At 60.3% G+C, this 19,666-nt stretch carries 16 protein-coding genes; 7 read left to right on the plus strand and 9 right to left on the minus strand.

From position 1 onward, the window contains the following. Nucleotides 1–8: 8 nt before the first annotated feature. A complete protein-coding gene (locus tag BUC40_RS04350; RefSeq protein ID WP_073262954.1) occupies nt 9–1,367 on the minus strand; it encodes a glutamine synthetase family protein in 1,359 nt (452 codons plus the stop codon). 815 nt (nt 1,368–2,182) lie between these two features. Between BUC40_RS04350 and BUC40_RS04355 the strand changes: the two genes are divergently transcribed. The 3 genes from BUC40_RS04355 (at nt 2,183) to aguA (ending at nt 5,852) form a co-directional block, all read left to right on the plus strand. Further along, nucleotides 2,183–3,562 (plus strand): glutamine synthetase family protein, encoded by a 1,380-nt coding sequence (locus tag BUC40_RS04355; RefSeq protein WP_073262956.1) that lies wholly within the window; start codon nt 2,183–2,185, stop codon nt 3,560–3,562. A gap of 200 nt (nt 3,563–3,762) precedes the next feature. Further along, complete coding sequence (locus tag BUC40_RS04360; protein ID WP_073262958.1) at nt 3,763–4,386, plus strand: TetR/AcrR family transcriptional regulator; 624 nt, start codon at nt 3,763–3,765, stop codon at nt 4,384–4,386. Nucleotides 4,387–4,745: 359 nt separating this feature from the next. After that, nucleotides 4,746–5,852 (plus strand): agmatine deiminase, encoded by a 1,107-nt coding sequence (gene aguA / locus BUC40_RS04365; protein WP_073262960.1) that lies wholly within the window; start codon nt 4,746–4,748, stop codon nt 5,850–5,852. Nucleotides 5,853–5,948: 96 nt separating this feature from the next. Here aguA and BUC40_RS04370 read toward each other — a convergent pair whose 3' ends face one another. The 3 genes from BUC40_RS04370 to desA form a co-directional block, all read right to left on the minus strand. Continuing rightward, nucleotides 5,949–7,301, minus strand: a complete 1,353-nt coding sequence (locus tag BUC40_RS04370) for an OprD family porin (protein ID WP_073262962.1) — start codon at nt 7,299–7,301, stop codon at nt 5,949–5,951. Nucleotides 7,302–7,729: 428 nt separating this feature from the next. Further along, nucleotides 7,730–8,695 (minus strand): GGDEF domain-containing protein, encoded by a 966-nt coding sequence (locus BUC40_RS04375; RefSeq protein WP_073262964.1) that lies wholly within the window; start codon nt 8,693–8,695, stop codon nt 7,730–7,732. A gap of 159 nt (nt 8,696–8,854) precedes the next feature. After that, nucleotides 8,855–10,039, minus strand: a complete 1,185-nt coding sequence (desA, locus tag BUC40_RS04380) for a delta-9 fatty acid desaturase DesA (RefSeq protein WP_073263871.1) — start codon at nt 10,037–10,039, stop codon at nt 8,855–8,857. A gap of 163 nt (nt 10,040–10,202) precedes the next feature. Between desA and BUC40_RS04385 the strand changes: the two genes are divergently transcribed. Then, nucleotides 10,203–12,464: a putative bifunctional diguanylate cyclase/phosphodiesterase gene (locus tag BUC40_RS04385; protein WP_073262966.1), complete on the plus strand. Its 2,262-nt coding sequence runs from the start codon at nt 10,203–10,205 to the stop codon at nt 12,462–12,464. A gap of 51 nt (nt 12,465–12,515) precedes the next feature. On the opposite strand, the gene BUC40_RS04390 is transcribed toward BUC40_RS04385, so the two are convergent. Further along, nucleotides 12,516–13,199: a glutathione S-transferase N-terminal domain-containing protein gene (locus tag BUC40_RS04390; RefSeq protein ID WP_073262968.1), complete on the minus strand. Its 684-nt coding sequence runs from the start codon at nt 13,197–13,199 to the stop codon at nt 12,516–12,518. 256 nt (nt 13,200–13,455) lie between these two features. On the opposite strand from BUC40_RS04390, the gene yccS reads away from it, so the two are divergent. Both yccS and BUC40_RS04400 read left to right on the plus strand, forming a co-directional pair. Further along, a complete protein-coding gene (gene yccS / locus BUC40_RS04395) occupies nt 13,456–15,639 on the plus strand; it encodes a YccS family putative transporter (RefSeq protein ID WP_073262970.1) in 2,184 nt (727 codons plus the stop codon). Beyond that, a complete protein-coding gene (locus BUC40_RS04400) occupies nt 15,639–16,121 on the plus strand; it encodes a GreA/GreB family elongation factor (protein WP_073262972.1) in 483 nt (160 codons plus the stop codon). Before yccS ends, BUC40_RS04400 begins: the two co-directional genes overlap by 1 nt. Before the next feature lie 15 nt (nt 16,122–16,136). Here the strand turns inward: BUC40_RS04400 and BUC40_RS04405 are convergent, their stop codons facing one another. The 3 genes from BUC40_RS04405 to BUC40_RS04415 form a co-directional block, all read right to left on the minus strand. After that, entirely contained in the window at nt 16,137–16,643 is a 507-nt protein-coding gene (locus BUC40_RS04405) for a M48 metallopeptidase family protein (protein WP_073262974.1), read from the minus strand. A 102-nt stretch (nt 16,644–16,745) separates the two neighbouring features. Then, nucleotides 16,746–17,834: a PQQ-dependent sugar dehydrogenase gene (locus BUC40_RS04410; RefSeq protein WP_073262976.1), complete on the minus strand. Its 1,089-nt coding sequence runs from the start codon at nt 17,832–17,834 to the stop codon at nt 16,746–16,748. Between the two features lie 26 nt (nt 17,835–17,860). Continuing rightward, nucleotides 17,861–18,304 (minus strand): hypothetical protein, encoded by a 444-nt coding sequence (locus BUC40_RS04415; RefSeq protein ID WP_073262978.1) that lies wholly within the window; start codon nt 18,302–18,304, stop codon nt 17,861–17,863. Between BUC40_RS04415 and BUC40_RS22620 the strand changes: the two genes are divergently transcribed. After that, entirely contained in the window at nt 18,303–18,569 is a 267-nt protein-coding gene (locus BUC40_RS22620) for a hypothetical protein (protein ID WP_139272106.1), read from the plus strand. The genes BUC40_RS04415 and BUC40_RS22620 overlap by 2 nt on opposite strands. Here the strand turns inward: BUC40_RS22620 and fba are convergent. Beyond that, nucleotides 18,533–19,597: a class II fructose-bisphosphate aldolase gene (gene fba / locus BUC40_RS04420; RefSeq protein WP_073262980.1), complete on the minus strand. Its 1,065-nt coding sequence runs from the start codon at nt 19,595–19,597 to the stop codon at nt 18,533–18,535. The two genes, BUC40_RS22620 and fba, sit on opposite strands and share 37 nt — an antisense overlap. Between the last annotated feature and the right edge of the window lie 69 nt (nt 19,598–19,666).

Genomic DNA, 19,666 nt, shown 5'->3' on the forward strand with positions numbered 1-19,666 from the left:
CGACTAATTCAGACCGAGAGCAGCAGGAACTCGCGTTCCCAGGAGCTGATCACCCGCTTGAAGTTCTCATGCTCGGCACGCTTCACCGCCACGTAGCCGCTGACGAACTTGTGGCCCAGGTACTGTTCCACGACCTGGCAGGTTTCCATGCGTTCCAGCGCAGCTTCGAGGGTCAGCGGCAGGCGTAGATTGCGGCGCTCGTAGCCACGGCCAACTACCGGCGCGCTTGGCTCGATGCCTTCGACCATACCGATGTAGCCGCACAGCAGGCTGGCCGCCAGGGCCAGATACGGGTTGGCATCAGCACCGGCCAGGCGGTTTTCCACGCGGCGGTTCTGCGGCGTGGCATCCGGCACGCGCAGGCCAACGGTACGGTTCTCCTCGCCCCACTCGACGTTCACTGGCGCCGAGGTGTCGGGCAGGAAGCGGCGGAACGAGTTGACGTTGGGCGCGAACAGCGGCAGCAACTCGGGGATGTACTTCTGCAGGCCGCCGATATGGTGCATGAACAGCTGGCTCATCGAGCCATCTTCGTTGGAGAAGATGTTCTGGCCGGTCTTCACGTCGATGATGCTCTGGTGCAGGTGCATGGCACTGCCCGGCTCATCGGTGATCGGCTTGGCCATGAAGGTCGCCGCAACGTCATGCTTGAGTGCCGCCTCACGCATGGTGCGCTTGAACACCAGAATCTGATCGGCCAGGTGCAGTGCATCGCCGTGACGGAAGTTGATCTCCATCTGCGCCGGGCCTTCTTCGTGGATCAACGTGTCGAGATCCAGGCCCTGCAGCTCGCACCAGTCGTACATATCTTCGAACAACGGGTCGAATTCGTTGGCCGCATCGATCGAGAAACTCTGCCGGCCGGTTTCCGGACGCCCGGAACGGCCCATCGGCGCCACCAGCGGGAAGTCCGGGTCGCTGTTGCGCTTGGTCAGGTAGAACTCCATCTCCGGCGCCACGATGGGCTGCCAGCCTTTTTCGGCATACAGACGCAGCACTTTCTTGAGGATGTTACGCGGTGACAGCTCGATCGGGTTGCCTTGCTTGTCGTAGGTGTCATGGATCACCTGGGCAGTGGGCTCAATAGCCCACGGCACAATGAACACGGCGTTCTCGTCCGGGCGGCAGATCATGTCGATATCAGCCGGGTCGAGCAGGTCGTAATAGACGTCGTCTTCGACGTAGTCGCCGGTCACGGTCTGCAGCAATACGCTTTCGGGCAGGCGCATACCCTTTTCGTCGAGGAATTTGTTGGTCGGCGAGATCTTGCCCCGGGCAATCCCCGTCAGGTCGCTGACCAGACATTCGACTTCGGTGATCTTGCGTTCTTTCAACCAGCTGGAGAGCTGGTCCAATTTGGTGCTCATAGAGACCTCAGGTTTTTTGAAACCGGCATCCTCGGCCGGCTCGACATGCCCCGCACAGTGGCAAGCGGCCCATTGGACAATTGCCAGCGCACAGGATAATCCAGGGTGTCACGTGGGTACGGGCAACGGCCCGTCATACCCTCCAGACGCACAAGCCAGAGCATTGCGCGTGCTCGACATCGCTTCACCACAGTGGCCACGACTGTAACTGACCTTTGTGACGCTCGACAGACCCTCATGCCTCTGCAAGGCGCTTGCCGTTAACTCAAGGCAAGCGCTCGGAAAGGCAAAAGCGAAGCCCATAGTTAAGACGTTGCCCGCACGAAATGACGCGGCCTGACGAAACACGATGACTGATGAAGTAAAGACCAGGTGTGCAGATTTTCGAGCGAAGCGAATCGGATGGGTTGCCGCGGCAGAAGGCCGTGCAACAGCGCACCGGATGGTGGCGCGAAGGGCCAGCGCGACACTGACCACAGCCGGCAAGGCAGCGGGCTGCTTGGTACTGACAATGACGCCTGATAGCGACATGCAGCTCATGAAACACCCGTATTGTTGGATTATGTGGGGTCGCTGTGAGCTTATCCTTGTTCGTTTTTTTCTACAACCCGTCCAACGAAAGCGCACGCCACCAAATAGCGCTGCCTAAAACAGTGCAGAAATCCCTCACAGAAACGCCCTGAAACGCCCTAAAAATGGCCATCACGCCCCACTTTAGGGCAGCATCAGCCTACCTTGACAGCATCTGGCGTTTGGGATTGACTCCCGGTGTGTCAGCAATTGATTGATATTTTCAACAACATAGGTGTTGCATCATGTCGGTACCCCCGCGTGCCGTTCAGCTCAATGAAGCGAACGCGTTCCTCAAGGAACATCCTGAGGTTCAGTTCGTCGACCTTCTGATTGCAGATATGAATGGCGTCGTGCGCGGCAAGCGCATCGAACGCGCCAGCCTCCACAAGGTGTATGAAAAGGGCATCAACCTGCCCGCTTCGCTGTTCGCCCTGGACATCAATGGCGCCACCGTCGAAAGCACCGGCCTTGGCCTGGACATCGGCGACTCGGACCGTATCTGCTACCCCATCCCCGATACCCTGTGCAAGGAACCCTGGCAGAAGCGCCCGACCGCGCAATTGTTAATGACCATGCACGAATTGGACGGCAATCCCTTCTTTGCCGACCCACGCGAGGTATTGCGCCAGGTGGTGCAGAAGTTCGACGAACTTGGCCTGACCATCTGCGCAGCCTTCGAACTGGAGTTCTACCTGATCGATCAGGAGAACGTGAACGGCCGCCCACAGCCACCGCGCTCGCCGATTTCCGGCAAGCGCCCGCACTCGACCCAGGTCTACCTGATCGACGACCTCGACGAATACGTCGACTGCCTGCAAGACATGCTCGAAGCCGCCAAAGAGCAGGATCTGCCGGCGGACGCCATCGTCAAGGAAAGTGCCCCGGCGCAGTTCGAAGTCAACCTGCATCACACCAATGACGCGCTCAAGGCCTGCGATCACGCCCTACTGCTCAAGCGCCTGATCAAGAACATCGCCTACGACCATGAGATGGACTCCACCTTCATGGCCAAGCCCTACCCGGGACAGGCGGGCAACGGCCTGCATGTGCACATCTCGCTGCTCGACAAGAAAACCGGGCAGAACATCTTCGCCACCGAGGACCCGGAGCAGCACGCACCGTTGCGCCATGCCATCGCCGGCATCCTCGACACCATGCCGGCGTCGATGGCGTTCCTGTGCCCGAACGTCAACTCCTACCGACGTTTCGGTGCACAGTTTTACGTGCCCAATGCGCCGAGCTGGGGCCTGGACAACCGCACCGTGGCCGTTCGTGTACCGACCGGCAGCAGCGATGCGATTCGCATCGAACACCGCGTAGCCGGCGCCGATGCCAACCCGTACCTGATGATGGCAGCCATTCTGGCCGGCATTCATCACGGCCTGACCAATGAACTCGACCCGGGCGAGCCCATCGAGGGCAACTCCTACGAGCAGCTAGAGCAGAGCCTGCCGAACAACCTGCGCGATGCCCTGCGCCAGCTGGACGACAGCGAGGTACTCAACAAGTACATCAGCCCGGATTACATCGACATCTTCGTCGCCTGTAAGGAAGCTGAGCTGCAGGAGTTCGAGACGACCATCTCCGACCTCGAGTACAACTGGTACCTGCACACCGTGTGACCCGCAAAACGCCGGCGAGAGCCGGCGTTTTCACAGGTGCTCTCAGCGTTATGATTCGGCAAAGAGCTGCGTGCCGACATTGCGCTACCGCGCCGCCATCACCCATCAGGATGAACACATTGACTCACTGCCCAGCGGTTTTGCCAGCCATTGGCACGGCATACCCATTCGATAGCCTGCATGCAACAGAGGACGCCTGAGTGAGCGCTCGCAAGCCCCGCGCCAGCAGCCAGGCACGCATCGAACAGATTCTTGCAGCGGCCCGCACGCTGTTGGCCGAACAGGGCGTGGCGGCGCTGTCGATCTACACCGTGGCCGAACGCGCGGGCATCGCACCGTCGTCGATCTACCATTTCTTCCCCAGCGTTCCCGCCCTGCTCCAGGCGCTTACTGCTGACGTGCACCGCGCCTTCCGTGCTTGCCTGCAAGCCCCCATCGACGCTGGCCCGCTGCATTGCTGGCGCGACCTTTCGCGTGTCATCGAGCAACGTATGCTGGGCATCTATGCGGGCGACCCCGCGGCCCGGCAGTTGATCCTCGTTCAGCATGGCCTCAGCGAAGTAACTCAAGCCGATCGCCAGCACGACATAGAACTCAGCCAGCAGACCCGGGTGCTGTTCGACCAGTATTTCGAGCTGCCCGCCTTGCCGGACGATATCGATGTTTTCGCCTTGGCGATGGAGTTAGGTGATCGCGTCTACGCACGTTCGATTCACCAGCACGGCGAAATCACGCCACGCTTCGCCGAAGAAGGCTTGCGGGTATTCGAAGCCTATCTGGGGCTATACCTGCCACCCTTTCTTCGCAAACGTGCAAGCGACTGAAGAATGGCCGACTTAGCCATGCGTCGGCAGCGGCAATTCCGGCTGCTGCCACCGAATGAAACAATCCTAACGAATACAAATATCTATCCGCTTATTTATTTAAATTAATCTATAAATCGCTAAAAATTCACTTCTAAAGCCGATATTTATCGACTATAAGATCAGTCTGAACGGTCATTTCTCGTACTGCTCATTAACCTTGCTCATGCCGAAAGCAGGCGCGTGAAGCAACGGTCGGAAGTGAACCACGCGTGTGCGAAGCTCAGTGAGCGGCACCCAGATTTTCCATGGCCCATTGAATCCTCGGATGGCTTAATCGCCTCCTGAATCCTCGAACGACCCAGTAATGGAGCACTCCCATGACCACGCTGACCTCCACACCTCGCGCCGATGGCTTCCGCATGCCGGCAGAATGGGAAGCCCACAGCCAGACCTGGATGGTGTGGCCGGAGCGGCCGGACAACTGGCGCCTGGGCGGCAAGCCTGCGCAGCACGCATTCACTGCGGTCGCCTGCGCAATCGCCGAGTTCGAAGCCGTGACCGTCTGCGCTTCGGCTGCGCAATACGAAAATGCCTGCGCGCACCTGCAGCACGAACGCATCCGAGTCGTCGAAATGACCACTGACGATGCCTGGGTACGTGATACCGGCCCGACCTTCGTGACCAACGCTCAGGGCGAGCTTCGCGGTGTGGACTGGGGCTTCAACGCCTGGGGCGGCTTCGAGGGCGGCCTGTATTTCCCATGGCTACGCGACGATCAGGTGGCCAGCAAGATCCTCAACATCGAAGGCTGCGACCGCTATCGCACCGAGGGTTTCGTGCTCGAAGGCGGCTCGATCCACGTTGACGGCGAAGGCACACTGATCACCACCGAAGAGTGCCTGCTCAACCACAACCGCAACCCGCACCTGAGCCGCGAGCAGATCGAAGCCGTGCTGGCCGACCACCTGGCCATCGACACCGTAATCTGGCTGCCCCATGGCCTGTACAACGACGAAACGGACGGCCACGTTGACAATTTCTGCTGCTATGTGCGCCCGGGCGAAGTGCTGCTGGCCTGGACCGACGATCCGCAAAATCCCAACTACAGCCGTTGCCAGGAGGCCATGCGCGTACTGAAAAACGCCCGTGACGCCAAGGGCCGCGCCTTGACCGTTCACAAGATGCCAATCCCAGGTCCATTGCATGCCACGCAAGAAGAATGCGCAGGCGTCGACCGCGTACTCGGCAGCCAGGAGCGCAGCCCAGAGGTTCGCCTGGCCGGTTCTTATGTGAACTTCCTGATCGTCAACGGCGGCATCGTCGCACCCAGCTTCGACGACCCCAAGGATGCCGAAGCCAAAGCAATCCTCGAGCGCCTGTTCCCCGAACACCGCGTGGTGATGGTGCCAGGCCGGGAAATCCTCCTGGGCGGCGGCAATATCCATTGCATCACCCAGCAGCAGCCGGCAGCTATCGCCAGCTGATTTAACCAGTCTGCAGAAACGCAAAAGCCCGGGACTAGTCCGGGCTTTTGCATTTAAGCGAGCCGCTACGTGGCGCGGCTCAGATCGGCAGCCTGCTTACAGCAAAGGGATACTGTAGCTGACGATCAGGCGGTTCTGGTCGGTATCGGCAGTAGCCTCACTGCGCAGCGACGCATTACGCCAGGCGAAACCCAGACCTTTGGCAACACCTTCCTGTACCACATAGCTGACGGTCAGGTCGCGTTCCCATTCTTTCTGGTCGCCACCAACTGCTTTGATGTTGTCACCTTTCATATAAAGCACGTTGGCAGTCAGGCCCGGAACACCGATCTTGCCGAAGTCGTAGCCGTACTGAGTGATCCAGGTACGCTCACCGGCACGGGCGAAGTTGGTGATCTGACGGTCGGTGATCAGGTAAGTGGTAGCGCCGCCCTGACCAGGGATCGAAGTCTGGTTCAGCTGCATGAAGTTGCTGTCACCGGACACCTGCTGGTAACCAGCACTCAGCGCGTGGCCTTCCAGGCTGTAGGTGAAGAAGGCACTCCAGGTACGGTTGTCAGCTTCACCGTCATTGCCCGGCTTGCCAGCTGCCCGATAACCTTCGGCACGTCCGGCGACACTGCCATTCTTGCCGTCGGAGCTGGTATCGAAATAACGCAGATCGGACTTCAGCGAGCCAGCACCCAGAGCCAGCGTGTGGGTCAGGCCCAGGAAATGCTGCTTGTAGAAGTCATCCAGATTACCGTAGTAGTACTGAGCTAACAGATCCTTGTTGATCTTGTAGTCAGCACCACCGTAGTAGAACTTGTTGCTATCGGCGCCATTAGCGGCACCAGCGATAGCCAAAGAATCGGCGTCGCTGGAAGTACGACCCTTGGCATGTTCCAACTGACCTGCAATCAGGGTCAGCTTGTCGATTTCGTTGGAAGTGATCTGCGCACCTTCAAAGGTTTGCGGGATCAGGCGACCATCGTTGAAGGTCACGACCGGCAGTTTCGGCTGCAGAGTACCGACATGAGCGACAGTCTTGGAGAAGCGGATCTTGCCGGTCAGGCCAAGGCTGCTGAACTCGTCACGAGCGCTACCATCGCTTTCCAGCGGGAACAGTGCGCTCGGGGTACGATCTTGACCGGCTTTGCCTGCACGACCACCACCATCCAGACGCACACCCAGCAAGCCCAAAGCGTCTACACCAACGCCAACGGTGCCTTCAGTGAAGCCCGACTGCAGGTTCAGCTGGAACGCTTGGCCCCACTCACGAACCTGACCATTATGCGAGCTGGCAACACCAACGTCACCCTGGCTTTCACGGTTGTCGTTGTCGAAGTAGTAGTTACGCAGATCCAGCTTGGCAGTGCTGTCTTCGATAAAGGCAGCGTTCGCAACGTTGCCCAAGGTCAGACCCAGAGTACCGGCGGCTACGGCCAGCGCCAGGGAAGTATTTTTCATCGTGATCTCTCCAGTGTTCTGTTCTTTTAGTGGTGTTGCACATCGGCCCGCAAGGTGCCGCCATCATGGCGTGCAGCCAGCCGAATTCGGGTACGACCGTCAGGTATCAGGCAGCCAAAAGGCGCCACAGATACATGGACGGCAATACGAAAACGTTCAGAAATAAAGGTGGTTCAGGCTGGTATAGCGGCTGCTATGACAGGGAAAAGGCATCGTTCAACTCTCGGCATTATTATTCTCGGCCGTCGCGGGGCCGTTGCTGTATGAATTTAGCACAGCAGGTTACGTGCCACGGGCGACCAAAGTCGCATAACAACTAAGATTTCAGTATGTTACCGATAAATGATGGCAATGTGATAATCGTTCATCGGGAATAATGAGCGATTAACCGCCGAAAAGAAGGATCTGCGGGGCGGAATTCCGCCACGTTAGCTGGTGACGATCTGGTTCTTGCCCTGGCGCTTGGCCTGATACATCGCGGCATCGGCCCGTGCATAAAGCACATCCAGCCCTGGATCACCGGCGCGCAATGAGGTCAGGCCCTGGCTGACGGTAATGCCAAACGTCGTGCCTTCGTGATTGAACGACAAGCGTTGGATCTCCCGCTGCAGTCGCTGCGCGATCTGCGAAGCCAGCTCTGGTTCACAGCCCGGAAACAGCGCAGCGAATTCTTCCCCACCGATACGCCCAAACAGATCACCGCGGCGCAGCACTGAGCTGGCACAGCTGGCCAGTTGCTGCAGCACCTGGTCACCCACTTGGTGCCCATAGCTGTCGTTGATGTGCTTGAAATCATCCAGATCCAGCAGCAGGAAAGCCAGCGGCTGCCCATGCGTGCGTGCCAACTCGAATTCGCTTTGCGCGCATTCGAAAAAGTGTCGCCTGTTGCTGCTTTGAGTCAGTACGTCGGTGGTCGCCAGGCGATGAAGCTCGCCCTCGAGCTGTTTTTTCTCGGTGATGTCTTCAGCGATACCAAAGATGATCGTCGTACCCAGACTCTCGCTCTGCCGGCCGATGAAGCACTTGTCGCTGAGCCAGCGGATTTCCCCGTCCGCACGAATGATGCGGTACTCCCGCGCCTCGACGGCACCGGTCTCCAGCACCTTGGCCATGCTTTCCGCAGCGAATTCCAGATCATCCGGGTAGATGCTGTTGCGCCACTCGCCATAGTCAGCCAGCAACAGGCCTGCCGAACGACCAAAAACCAGCTCGTAGGCCGGGCTTACATAGATGATCTGCTGAGTCTCCCAATCGAACGCCCAAAGCACTGCATTGACGCTGCCCAACAGGGTGCTGAATAGCTGTTCACGCTCGCGCAGCCGCGTGCCTTCTGCACGGCTGTGCAACAGCGCCATGGTCAGCTCTTCCAGGTCGAGAGTGGCGAGTTCATCCATATACCGGTCCAGAGCATTGGCCTTTTTAATGTGGGCGAAGGTTACCAATGAGGATCAAAAAAGCCCGCCGAATGGCGGGCTCTTATGTGGCAACCAGGTCACACCTATGACCATGGGAGCAGTAAGCGGTTCACCGCTTAATTAGCTTTGTGCGCTGGCTCACGCTGCAGCAGGACGCAGGGAGTAGGTCTTCAGTTGCTCGGCAAAATCGCGTAGCGACTGAATACCACTGGCCTCGGCATCCTGCACCCAATGCTTGATGGCCTCGAGCATGTCATGACCATTGGCGCTGGTGCGTGCCCAGATCTGTTGCAATGCAAGGCGTTTCTCGTAGATAACCTTGAGCGCTTGGCTGTGCGCCAGCATCGCCTCGATATGCACTTGCTGGTTGTCCTGCAACAGGCTCGGCTCGCGCGACAGCAGACGCTTGGCACGGCGGAACTGGTGGCGAACAGACTCATCCGCCTTGGCAAGTTCCTGTTTGACCAGCGGAGCGATCACCAACTTGCGGTATTGCGCCATGATCTGGAAGCGGTTGTTGAGAATCGCCATGGCCGTATCCATGTCCAGAATGCCCTTACCAGGCACCCGGTGAGCGATCGGAGCCACGCGCTGCACCTTGGCCAGGCGCAGAAAGCTGAACAGCTGAATCCAGGCCCAGCCCATATCGAACTCCCAGCGCTTGACCGACAGCTTCGCTGAGTTGGGGTAGGTGTGGTGGTTGTTGTGCAGCTCTTCGCCACCAACAATAATGCCCCAGGGCACCAGATTGGTCGCAGCATCGCGACACTCGAAGTTGCGATAGCCAACGGCATGACCGAGGCCATTGATGACCCCTGCAGCCCAGAACGGAATCCAGACCATCTGCACGGCCCAGACGGTAAGGCCCAGAGCGCCGAACAGCAGCACATCGATGATCAGCATCAGCGATACGCCGCCGATCGGGAAGCGCGAGTAGACGTGGCGCTCGATCCAGTCATCGGGACAGTTCTTGCCATATATACGCAAGGTATCCTCGTTCTTCGCCTCTTCGGCGTACAACTCGGCGCCCTGGCGCATGACCGTCCCCAGCCCTTTGATTACCGGGCTGTGCGGGTCTTCGGCGGTTTCGCACTTGGCGTGATGCTTGCGGTGAATAGCCGTCCACTCGCGGGTGTTCATGCCTGTGGTCATCCACAGCCAGAAACGGAAGAAATGTTTGAGCGCAGGATTGAGCTCCAGAGAGCGGTGCGCGGAGTAACGGTGCAGGTAAACCGTCACAGCTACGATGGTGATATGAGTCATCACCAGAGTGACGATAATGAGCTGCCAGACAGGCAAGTCGAGAAAACCGTTGTACCACATGGGCAGGGGTACCTCTTGCAGAGAAAAAGCGATGCGGCCAAAGTGCCGCTCTTTCATTATCAACATGATCTGCTGAAAAACCACTTGGTCTTTTGGCTAGGGATGTTGCAAGGACGACCTTCGCGATGATCTTTTCCCGTAACAGACGCCCTAGATCTAGCCTATGAACACCCGTCAAGGCGCGCTGCGCCTGACCTTGAACTATCTGCTGGTAGCTGGTCTGTGGATCGTTTTCAGCGACAAACTGGTGGCGGCGCTAGAGCTGACGGCCCGACAGACGGAGCAAGTCCAGGTATGGAAGGGGTTGGTATTTGTCCTACTGACCGGCGCATTGCTCTACCTGACGATAAACCGTCATCTACGTAACCAGGCCACCATCGGCATGGCGTTGCGCGCCAGTGAAGAGCGACTCAGCCTTGCCCTGTCAGCAACTGAAGACGGCCTTTGGGACTGGGATCTGCGCAACCGGAGCGTTTACTACTCGCCCGGTTATCACGCGTTACTGGGCATGCATGAAGGCGAGCTGAGCACAGACCGCGAGCAATGGCAGGAGCTCTTGCACCCCGACGACCGCGCGCCTTATCAGCGTGCACTCAACGACCTGCTGCAGGCGGAGGAAGACACATCATCGGAACACAGCTTCCGCCTGCGCCACCGCGACGGCAGCTATCGCTGGGTTTTGTCCCGCGGCCGCTTGCAGCTCGACAGCCTGGGACGTCCGGCGCGCTTTATCGGTACGGTCAAGGACGTTACCCAAAGCCGGGCCGATGCCGATAGCCTGCGCCAGGCGGCGGCGGTATTCGAATCCACACAGGAAGGCGTTCTGGTGACCGATGCGCAACAGACCATCGTGCACATCAATCCGGCCTTCAGTCGCATCACCGGCTACAGCGAAGCGGAAATTCTCGGCAAACACCCCACCCTGCTGAAATCCGGCCGCCACGACGAAACCTTTTATCAACACCTCTGGCACACCCTGCAGACCCAGGGCAGTTGGAGTGGTGAGGTATGGAACCGCCGCAAGGACGGTGAAATCTACCCGCAGTGGCAGTGCATCCGCGCAATCCAGGACGCCAATGGCCTGCTCAGCCACTACGTCGCCGTATTCTCCGATATCACCGTGCTCAAGCACTCTCAGCACGAACTCGATCACCTCGTTCATCACGACCCGCTGAGCGGCCTGCCTAATCGCCTGCTGTTCAGCGAGCGCGTCGAGCACGCTCTGCAACGCGCGCAGCGGGATGCGAGGCGTGGCGCCGTCCTGGTAATCGACCTCGACCACTTCAAGCACATCAATGAAAGCCTTGGTCATAACGTCGGCGACATGCTGCTCAAGGCCGCCGGCGAGCGCCTCGCCGAGCAGATTGGCACCGGCGCCACGCTGGCCCGGCTCGGTGGTGACGAATTCGCCGTGCTTAGCGAAGACTGCGGCCTTGCCGAGCAAGCTGGGCAGCTGGCACAAACGCTGATCGACTGCCTTGACGAGCCGTTCATGCTCGATGGCCAGGAACTGTTCATTTCCGCCAGCGCGGGTGTTTGCCTGTACCCAGGCGATGCGCAAACGGTCGATCAGGTGCTGCGCAATGTCGACTCTGCGCTGTTCAAGGCCAAGAGTAGCGGCCGTGGCGGTTTTGCCTTCTACGACCAGGAACAGACCGAGTACGCCCGCCAGCGCGTGGAACTGATTGCGGGCATGCGCCATGCCATCGAGAACGGCGAGCTACGGGTGCATTACCAACCGCTGCACTGCCTCGTGGGCAGCCGCATGATCGGCGTCGAAGCGTTAGTGCGCTGGCAGCACCCGCAACGCGGCCTGGTGCCACCCGGCGAATTCATTCCGGTTGCAGAAGACAGCGGCATGATCAGCGCAATCGATGCGTGGGTACTTGAGCACGCGTGCCGGCAGATGGTCACTTGGCGGGCGGCGGGCCATAGCCTGGAGTTCGTGGCAGTGAATGTCTCCAGCCGCCTGTTCAGCCGTGGCGAACTCGACCAGCGAGTATCCCAAGTACTTCAGGCGACTGGATTACCCGCAGCTTGCCTGGAGCTGGAAGTCACCGAAAGTGCGGTGATGGATGATCCCGATCAAGCTCAGGCTTTACTAGAGCGTCTGCGCGCACTCGGCGTACGCCTGGCCATCGATGATTTCGGCACCGGTTACAGTTCGCTGGCACGCCTGAAGCGCCTGCCGGTGCACAAGCTGAAGCTGGACCAAAGCTTCGTCGCCGGCCTGCCCCACGACAAGGATGACCTGGCGATCACTCGCGCAGTCATCGCTCTGGCACACAGCATGGACCTGAAGGTACTCGCCGAGGGCGTGGAGCGAGCTGAGCAACTGGAGCACCTGCGCCGACTCGGCTGCGATTACGTCCAAGGCTATTTTATCGGCCGCCCGGTTTCGCACGAAGAGCTGAAGCTAAGCTGACGCCGAGCTTGCAGGGCTGTCGCAAAGGCCCTGCACCTCGGCCGGCGTCAGTCAGACCTGAAACAAGGCCTTGCGCGCCTCACTCGTCAGCACGCCTTCAGGACTTTGCGTAACGGCCTCGGCCACTTGATATGCCCGCTGCACCGCAGAGCGATTGCCCATTCGTGCCAGCCAGGCTGCCATGTTCGGGAAGTCTTCGAGGCGCTGGCGCTGCAGCTCCCAGCCCTTGGCCCATGGGTAGATGGCCATGTCGGCAATCGAGTAGTCGCCAGCCACGTACTCGCGCCCCTGAAGCTGACGATCCAGCACGCCGTACAGCCGAGCGGTTTCCTTCACGTAGCGATCGATGGCGTAGGGAATCTGCTCCGGCGCGAAGCGCACGAAGTGATGATTCTGCCCGGCCATCGGCCCCAGCCCGCCCATCTGCCAGTGCAGCCACTGCTGCACCTGAACACGCAAACGCGGCTGCAACGGCATGAAACGCCCGATCTTGTCGGCCAGGTACTCGAGAATCGCACCGGACTCGAAAACCGAAATCGGCTCGCCGCCATCGCTTGGGTTGTTATCGACGATGGCAGGAATGCGATTGTTCGGCGCGATTTTCAGAAATGCCGGTTCAAATTGCTGGCCGGCACCGATATTAACCGGATGCACGTTGTAATCCAGCCCGCTTTCTTCGAGAAAGATGCTGATCTTGTGGCCGTTGGGCGTCGTCCAGTAATGGAGATCGATCATGGAGCACTCCTGTCGAGGGGATGCGGCCAACCGGCGGCGGTCGGCTTCTGGTAAAGCTTGGAGCCGCTGGCTCAGCGCAGAGTTCAGGAGCGGTGACCGATCCTGCGCACCTGACGCCCGGCATGCGCGCCGCTCGGCTATTGGCATATCCAGTGCGTGCCTAAAGCGCCGCTCGCACTGAACGATACAAGCGAGGCACAATCGAAACGCCGCGCGATAGCGTGCCAGTCACTTCACCGTAAAGGTTGCAATCCGGATGTCGTCCCCCTCTTTGCGCCACTCGCTGCGTCGTCTCTGGGCACTGGACAAGTTCAGCTACAGCCTGCGGGTGTTCATCGCCCTCGGTGGCAGCCTGGCGCTGTGCTGGCATCAGGGCTGGATGCACAGCCTGATACCGCTGTTTCTCGGGGTGATCGCCAGCGCCCTGGCGGAAACAGATGACAGCTGGCAGGGCCGGTTGACCGCGTTACTGGTGACGCTAGGCTGCTTCAGCGCCGCGGCCTATACCGTCGAATTCCTGTTTCCCTATCCCTGGCTGTTCGTCAGCGCCCTGGCCCTGTCGGCTTTCTCGCTGACCATGCTCGGCGCGCTCGGTGAACGCTTCGCGACCCTAGGCTCGGCAACGCTGATTCTGGCGGTCTACAGCATGATCGGCGTGGAGCAGCGCGGCGGCGTAGCCGGCCTGTGGCTTGAGCCGTTGCTGTTGGTCGCGGGAGCAGCGTGGTACGGCGTGCTTTCGGTACTTTGGCATGCGTTGTTTGCTCACCAACCGATCCAGCAAAGCCTGGCCCGGCTATTTCGCGAGCTGGATCTTTACCTCAAGCTCAAGGCGGCATTGTTCGAACCGCTGCGCCAGCTGGATGTGGAAGCACGCCGGCTCGACCTAGCCAAGCAGAACGGCCGGGTGGTAGCCGCACTCAACGCCACCAAGGAAATCATCCTGCATCGGGTCGGCAATGGTCGGCCAGGCCCGAAAGTCAGCCGTTACCTGAAACTGTACTTTCTCGCCCAGGACATCCACGAGCGCGCCAGTTCTTCGCACTACCCCTACAACGCGCTGGCCGAAGCTTTCTTCCACAGTGACGTGATGTTCCGCTGCCAGCGCCTGCTGCGCATGCATGGCAAGGCATGCCACGCGCTGGCCCAGGCCATCGAGCTGCGTCAGCCATTCGAATACGGCGAACAGTACAGCCAGGCCCAGGCCGACCTGCAGGCGTCCCTGGAGCACCTGCGCATCCAGAGCAACCCGGCCTGGAAGCATCTATTGCGCTCGCTTGGCGCCCTGGCCGGCAACCTCGGCACGCTCGACCGCCTGCTGAGCAGCGCCAGCAACCCGGACGCTCTGGCCGAGGAACAGGACAGCTCGCTGCTCGACCGCGAACCACAATCGCTGCGTGACGTCTGGGAACGCATCCGCCTGCAGCTCACCCCGACCTCGCTGCTGTTCCGCCACGCCCTGCGCCTTTCTATCGCGCTGGCTGCGGGCTATGGCGTGCTGCACTGGATTCACCCGACTCAGGGCTACTGGATCCTGCTGACCACGCTGTTCGTCTGCCAGCCAAACTATGGCGCCACACGGATGAAACTGGTGCAGCGCATCGTCGGCACCGTACTCGGCCTGCTGCTCGGCTGGGCGCTGATCGACCTGTTCCCGGCGCAGTTGGTCCAGGCGTTCTTCGCCGTGGCGGCCGGCGTGGTGTTCTTCGCCACCCGCTCCAGTCGCTACACCGTGGCCACAGCGGCCATAACTTTGCTGGTGCTGTTCTGCTTCAACCAGGTGGGCGACGGCTACGGGCTGATCCTGCCGCGCCTGTTCGATACCCTGCTCGGCAGCCTGATCGCCGGCCTCGCTGTGTTCCTGATCCTACCGGACTGGCAGGGCCGCCGCCTGAATCGCGTGGTGGCCAATACCCTGAGCTGCAACAGCACTTACCTGCGGCAGATCATGCGCCAGTACGCCGAAGGCAAACGCGACGACCTCGCCTATCGCCTGGCCCGGCGTAACGCGCACAACGCCGACGCTGCGCTATCGACAACGCTCGGCAACATGCTGATGGAGCCAGGCCATTTCCGGAAGGAAGCAGATATCGGCTTTCGCTTCCTGGTGCTCTCGCACACCTTGCTCAGCTACCTGTCGGGCCTTGGCGCTCACCGTGGCGAGGCGCTGCTGGCCGATGAAAAAAGCGAGCTGCCGGCCAGTGCCCAGCGCCTGGCGGACAGCCTCGACGAAATCGCCCGCGGCCTGAACGAGCTGACCCCGGTGGCCATCCAGAGCGACAGCGAAGAGCAACTTGCCGACGCCCTGGAGCAGATACCCGAAGAACTCGACGATGCGCAGCGCCTGATGCAGACCCAACTCTCGCTGATCGCCCGACAGCTCGGCCCGCTACGCACGCTGGCCGCCCATCTTCTGAAAAATCGCACCAAGGCGGCCACCTGATGGACAAGCAATCCATCGTTCAGCAGGTCATCGAGCACCTGACCGGTGACCTGTCTGCCGCCGAGCAGGCCGCCCGGGTTGCCCATGAGACCGCGACCCACGAAGAGAACATCGCCGAGAACAAATACGACACCCTGGGCCTGGAGGCCGCCTACCTGGCTGCTGGCCAGGCACGCCGTGTAGAGGAAATCGGCCTGACGTTACGGGCCTGGCGGCAGTTGCAATTAAGGCCTTTCGACGCAGCCCTGGGCATCCGCCTCACGGCGCTGATGTTGCTGGCCGATGAAAACGGCGGGGAGCAGTGGCTGTTCCTCGGCCCGGAGGGCGCGGCCACCAAGGTGCACGCCCTGCAGCGGGAAATTCTCGTACTCAGCCCGAACGCGCCACTCGGCCAACGCCTGCTGGGCCGTCAGCCCGGCGATGAAATCGAGTTAAAGATCGCGGGCCGAGTACAGCATCACGAGATCATCGAAGCGCACTGAACAGCGCCTAAGGCATCACGCTGGCGTATTCGACTGCAGGTCACGCCAGGTCAGGTACAGGCGCAGGTCGAACTCCAGCTGCTGGTAGCCCGGCAGCATGTATTCGCAGAGATTGTAGAACGCCTTGTTGTGATCGTTTTCCTTCAGGTGCGCCAGCTCGTGGACAACGATCATCTGCAGGAACTGCGGCGCCGCTTCACGAAACAGCGAGGCGACACGAATCTCTTTCTTGGCCTTGAGCTTGCCGCCTTGCACCCGCGAGATGGTGGTATGCAAGCCGAGTGCGCGATGGGTGAGATCGAGGCGATTGTCGAACAGCACCTTGTCGATGGCCGGCGCGTTCTTCAAGTGTTCCTGCTTGAGCGCCATGACGTAGGCGTACAACGCCTTGTCACTCTGGATCGCGTGGCGGCCCTCGTAACGCTGCGCCAGGTAATCACCCAGGCGCTCGCCAGCGATCATCTGGCGGACTTGCTCCTGCAAGGAGGCGGGGTAACCCTGGAGATACTTCAGCGGCGTCATGTTCGTTCACGGTGAAAGGCTGGCGGCAGATTATGCCTTAACGTAGGGTCTGTTACCGTTTCAACGCGAGCCGCGTTGCCGTGCGTGAAACGGCAACAGACCCTACAGCGGCACGACCCGCAGCAGGCGGCCATCCTCGCTGTCGGTGAGCAGATATAGCGCTCCATCCGGCCCGTCGTATACGCCGCGAACGCGTTCGTCCAACTCCTGGAACAGAATGTCCTCGCCCGCCAAACGCCCTTTCTCCAGACGCACCCTGCGCACGCTCTTTTCCTTGAGGGTGGAGACGAACAGGTCGCCCTGCCAATGCGGGAAACGATCGCCGGTATAAAGTGCCAGCCCGGACGGAGCCACCGATGGCGTCCAGTGCAGTTCCGGCGACAGATAGCCAGGCAGCTCGGTGAATGGCGTGACCATCGCGGCAGTGTAATCGACACCAAAGGATGCCAACGGCCAACCGTAGTTCCCGCCAGGCTGCAGCAGGTTCAGCTCGTCGCCTCCCTTGGGACCGTGTTCGTGACTGTACAGGCGCTTGCGCTGGCGATCGTAGACGATGCCCTGCACGTTGCGGTGACCCAGGCTGTAGATCTCCTTGGCAGCGCCGGGCTGACTGCGCAATGGGTTGTCTGCGGGGATGCTGCCGTCACGATTGAGGCGCACGGTTTTGCCCAGGTGATTGGCCGGGTTCTGCGCCTGCTCACGCCAATCGAAGCCATCACCCAATGTCAGCACCAGCGTATCGTCAGGCAGAAAGGCGATGCGCCCGCCGTAATGCGAGGCGCCGGCCCTGGCCGGCTGGGCGGTGAACAGCACTTCGAAGTCGCGCAGCTCACCGTCAACCAAACGAGCACGGGCCAGTCGCGTGTTGTTGGCATCGATATCGCCATGGGCGTAGCTCAGATAAATCCACGGGTCCGTGGCGAAGTGCGGATCCAGCGCCACCTCCATCAAGCCGGCTTGAGTGGCCACGAAGGGCGTCGGCATTCCGCGCACGGGCTCAGCCTGCAGCTTGCCCCCAGCATCGATCAGGCGCAGCTGCCCGGTGCGTTCGGTGACCAGCATGCGGCCATCGGGCAGGAACGCCAACGACCAGGGATGCGCCAGCCCGTCGGTGACGGTCTCGATCCGATAATCGGCGTGAACCAGCGCTGCCGCACACAGCCCCACCACTAGCAAGGCAGCTTTCAACATCACACCTTTGTTTGGAGAAGCGTTCATCAGCGCGAGGCGCCGCTGTAACGCGCGAACACCAGGCCACCCAGGCTGCCGCAAAGCATCAGCGCCAGCGTGCCGGCCAAGGTGCGATTGGCACCGATCAGGGTCGGCATCGGCGCGAGGGCATTGGCTGTGGTGAGCGCCAGCCAAACCGCCAAGGCTCCAGCGAGAGAAAACGCCAGCCAGCGCAACAGGCCGCAAACCGGCGCCGCCCAGGCGGTAAATGGCAACGCGACGATGAACGCAGCGATCACCAGGGCAGCGAAAGTAGGGCTGAAACCCAGCAGATCATGCAAGGTGGCTTGCGCGCGAACACCCGGAGAAATACTGGCGCCGAGCTGCTGTAGAGCGGCGAGATTGAACTGGGTCTGGACGATGCTGCCAAGCAGGGTGGCGACGAGAACGGCCAAGCCGAACGGCAGCCAGAGGCGAGAGTTTTGAGGCATGGGAGCCGACATCCTGAAGCGCGTGGCGGCAGTATGGCGCAGCACCCGCAACATGGCGGCACAGGAGTTTTACATGGTTTTACGCAGCGGAAGGAAATCGCGGCGAGAGCAAAGATTGCTGCCAGCACCGATCATCATTCGCAGCCCTAAGCACAGAAAGCAGCCGCATAAAAAAGCCGCTTGCCCATCACGGGCAAGCGGCTTTTTAGGTTGTGCTAAACGCTCTGATCAGTTGATCTTGGCGGCCAACTCACCTTTGGCGTAATGCTGGAACATGCCTTCCAGGGAGATCGGTTTGATCTTCGAGGCGTTGCCGGCGGTGCCGAAGGCTTCGTAGCGAGCGATGCAGATATCGCGCATGGCGGTGATGGTATGGGCGAAATATTTGCGCGGGTCGAACTCGCTCGGGTGCTCGGCCAGGAAGCGGCGAATGGCACCGGTGGAGGCCAGGCGCAGGTCGGTGTCGATGTTGACCTTGCGCACGCCGTACTTGATGCCTTCGACGATTTCGTCGACCGGCACGCCGTAGGTTTCTTTGATCTCGCCACCATGCTCGTTGATGATCGCCAGCCAATCCTGCGGTACCGAGCTGGAACCGTGCATCACCAGGTGAGTGTTAGGGATGCGTTTGTGGATCGCCTTGATGCGCTCGATCGACAGCACGTCACCGGTAGGCGGCTTGGTGAACTTGTAAGCGCCGTGGCTGGTGCCAATGGCGATGGCCAGGGCATCGACTTGGGTCTTCTTGACGAAGTCAGCCGCTTCTTCCGGGTCGGTCAGCAGTTGGCTGTGGTCGAGCACGCCCTCTGCACCAACGCCGTCTTCTTCACCGGCCATACCGGTTTCCAGGCTACCCAGGCAGCCCAGCTCACCTTCAACCGACACGCCGCAGGCGTGAGCGAAGGCAACCGTCTGCTGCGTGACGCGCACGTTGTACTCGTAGTCGGCCGGGGTTTTACCGTCTTCTTTCAGCGAGCCGTCCATCATTACCGAGCTGAAGCCCAGTTGAATGGAGCGCTGGCAGATGTCCGGGCTGGTGCCGTGATCCTGATGCATGCACACCGGGATGTGCGGGAATTCTTCGATGGCAGCGAGGATCAGGTGACGCAGGAACGGCGCGCCAGCATATTTGCGAGCACCAGCGGAGGCCTGGACGATGACCGGCGAATCGGTCTTGTCGGCGGCTTCCATGATGGCGCGCATCTGCTCGAGGTTGTTGACGTTGAAAGCCGGCACGCCGTAGCCGAATTCGGCGGCGTGGTCGAGCATCTGGCGCATGCTGATAAGTGCCATGTTTTGCTATCTCCCGATAGGGCTCGTGAATCGTGCAAGCCTGCCGCAGCGGCAGGCTCTGTTCAAATT

The sequence above is a fragment of the Phytopseudomonas punonensis genome (assembly GCF_900142655.1).
In the GTDB taxonomy this organism is placed as follows: Bacteria; Pseudomonadota; Gammaproteobacteria; order Pseudomonadales; family Pseudomonadaceae; genus Aquipseudomonas; species Aquipseudomonas punonensis.